The 2,566-nt window shown below is 72.4% G+C and carries 2 protein-coding genes; one reads left to right on the plus strand and one right to left on the minus strand.

From position 1 onward, the window contains the following. The first annotated feature begins 440 nt into the window (after nt 1-440). On the plus strand, nt 441-1,895 hold the full coding sequence (locus AOK18_RS22325) for a cation:proton antiporter (protein WP_079105131.1): 1,455 nt from the start codon (nt 441-443) through the stop codon (nt 1,893-1,895). 36 nt (nt 1,896-1,931) lie between these two features. Here AOK18_RS22325 and AOK18_RS22330 read toward each other — a convergent pair. Next, a partial coding sequence (locus AOK18_RS22330) for a response regulator (protein ID WP_055695501.1) occupies nt 1,932-2,566 on the minus strand: 635 nt, incomplete at its 5' end.

The following is a 2,566-nucleotide window of genomic DNA, read 5'->3' on the forward strand; positions in this document are numbered from 1 at the left end:
CCCCCGCGCGGGGGGGGAGCCGTACGGTGTGCCACCGCCGCGCGGCGCGGACCGTCCGGCGCGGGCCGTCCGGCGCGGGCCGTCCGGCGCGGAGCACGGCGCACCCCGTACGGTGCGGGCCGTCCGGTACGGAGCGCGCGGCGGTTCCGTCGTCTCCGGTGTCCGGCCGCAATGAGGGACCTCCCCCCTTTCCCGTGGGTGTCGTCCGCCGTCCCGTTTGGGTGGTGTCACGGATGGTGGGCGCCGGGGGTCGGATGTGAGCGTTGAGAAAAGCCCGGGTCACGGTTCCGGGACGCACAGGCCGTAACCCCCCGGGACCCGTGGGTGTACCGGCCGCAGCCCCGTATGGCGGAGAACCCCCACCGGAACGGAGGAGCGTTCCCCACTCGGGCCGGTCGGCCGTTCCCCCTCCGTCCCCGTGCTGTGGAAAGTGGTGACCCGTGGGACATGCCGACACCCTGCTCGCCATGGGCGGCGCGTTCCTCGCCGCGGCGTTCCTGGCCCGTCTCGGCAGCCGGATCGGGTTGCCGACGATCCCGCTGTTCATGCTCGCCGGCATCCTGCTCGGCCCGCACACGCCCGGTCTGGTCCTGGTCGAGGACGCGCACGACTTCTCGATGCTGTCGGCCCTCGGTCTCGTCCTGCTGCTCTTCTACCTCGGCCTGGAGTTCCACCTCGACGACCTGAGACGGGGCGGCAAACAGCTCCTCACCGCCGGCGGCATCTACCTGGCGCTCAACGTCGGCGCGGGGCTGGGATTCGGGTTCGCCCTCGGCTGGGGGGCGCGGGAGGCCCTGGTGCTCGCCGGGGTGCTCGGCATCTCGTCCTCCGCGATCGTCACGAAGATCCTCATCGAGCTGGGCCACATCAGCCGGCCCGAGACCCGCCTCATCCTCGGTGTCACCGTCGTCGAGGACATCTTCCTCGCGCTGTACCTCGCCGCGCTGCAGCCCGTCCTCAGTGGCGCCCAGGGGCTCGGGGACATGGCGCTCCAGGCGTCCAGGGCGTTCGGGTTCCTGATGGTGCTTGCCGTCGCCGCCCGCTACGGAACCCGGCTGTTCGGCCGGATCATGGCCGTGCGCGACAACGAGCTGCTGGTCGTCACCTTCCTCGGGACCGCGATCTTCGTCGCGGGTGTCTCCGAGGTGCTCGGGGTCGTCGACGCCATCGGCGCGTTCATGGTCGGTCTGATCGTGGCCGGGACCCCCGCCGCGCCCCGGATCCGCACCCTGGTGCACCCCCTGCGGGACGCCTTCGCGGCGATCTTCTTCTTCGCCTTCGGGCTGGCCATCGACCCGGGGGACATCGCCTCCGTCGCCGGTCCGGTGGCCGCCGCGGTGGCGCTCACCCTCGCGATGAACCTGATCGCGGGCCTCCTGGTGGCCCGCCTGTACCGGTACGGCGTCGACATCGCGGCCGACATCGCCACCACGCTCGTCTCCCGCGGTGAGTTCGCGCTGATCCTGGCCGCCATGGCCACCGGCGCGGCCCTCGACGACCGGCTCACGCCGTTCATCGCCGGGTACGTCCTCGTCCTCGCCGTGCTCGGTCCGGTGCTCGCCAAGCAGTCCCACCTGCTCGCGCGCGCCCTGCGCTCCGTCCAGGCCCGGCTGCCCGACCGCGGCTCGTCCCGGGACACCGGGACCGACCCGGACCCCGGTCCCCCGGCGGGTCCGGGGCTCCCCCCGGACCTGGACGCGGGGCCCGACGGGAACCTGGACGCCGGACCCGCGGCCGACCGGGAGCCCGCCGAGGCCGAGCGCCAGGGCCTCCGCCCGGCGGATCGTGCCGGACGGGCCCCGGCCGTGCCGGCCGCACAGGAGCGGGCACCGGCTGCACGGGGGACGCCGGCCGGCACGGAGAACACCGGCTCCGGGAACACCCGCGTTACATAGACGGATTGATGTCCCGTCAGCCTCCGGTGAGGTCCGTCAGGGTTCGATCAGTCCCACTCGGATGGCGTACCGGGTGAGTTCCAGCCGGTCCTTCAGGTCGAGCTTGGCCAGCAGGTTCGCGCGGTGGCGCTCCACGGTCTTGGGGCTGATGACGAGGAGGTCGGCGATCTGCTGCGAGGTGTTCCCCTCGGCGACCAGCTTGAGGATCTCCTCCTCGCGGTCGGTGATGGCCTTCGCCGGCAGGTTCCGGCCGTCCCGGGCGAGTTCGAGGTAGTTGCGGATGAGGGCGTTGACGGCGCCCGGGTAGAGGAACGGTTCGCCGCGCATGGTGGCCCGGCAGGCCTCCACCAGGTCGCGGTCGGCGACGGACTTGAGCACGTAACCGGAGGCTCCGGCGCCCAGCGCCTCGAAGAAGAACTGCTCGTTGTCGTACATGGTCAGGATGAGGATCCGCGTCTGCGGCAGTGTGCGGGAGAGTTCGCGGGCCGCCTGGAGGCCGGTCAGCCGGGGCATGGCGATGTCGAGGATCGCCAGGTCGGGTTCGTGGACACGGGCCTGGGCGAGGGCTTCGGCGCCGTTGTCGGCCTCGGCGACGACGGTCAGGTCCGGTTCGCCGTCGAGGATGAGACGTACTCCTCGGCGGACCAGCGCGTGGTCGTCGGCGAGGAGGA

It is taken from the genome of Streptomyces prasinopilosus (genome assembly GCF_001419695.1).
Classification (GTDB): Bacteria; Actinomycetota; Actinomycetes; order Streptomycetales; family Streptomycetaceae; genus Streptomyces; species Streptomyces prasinopilosus.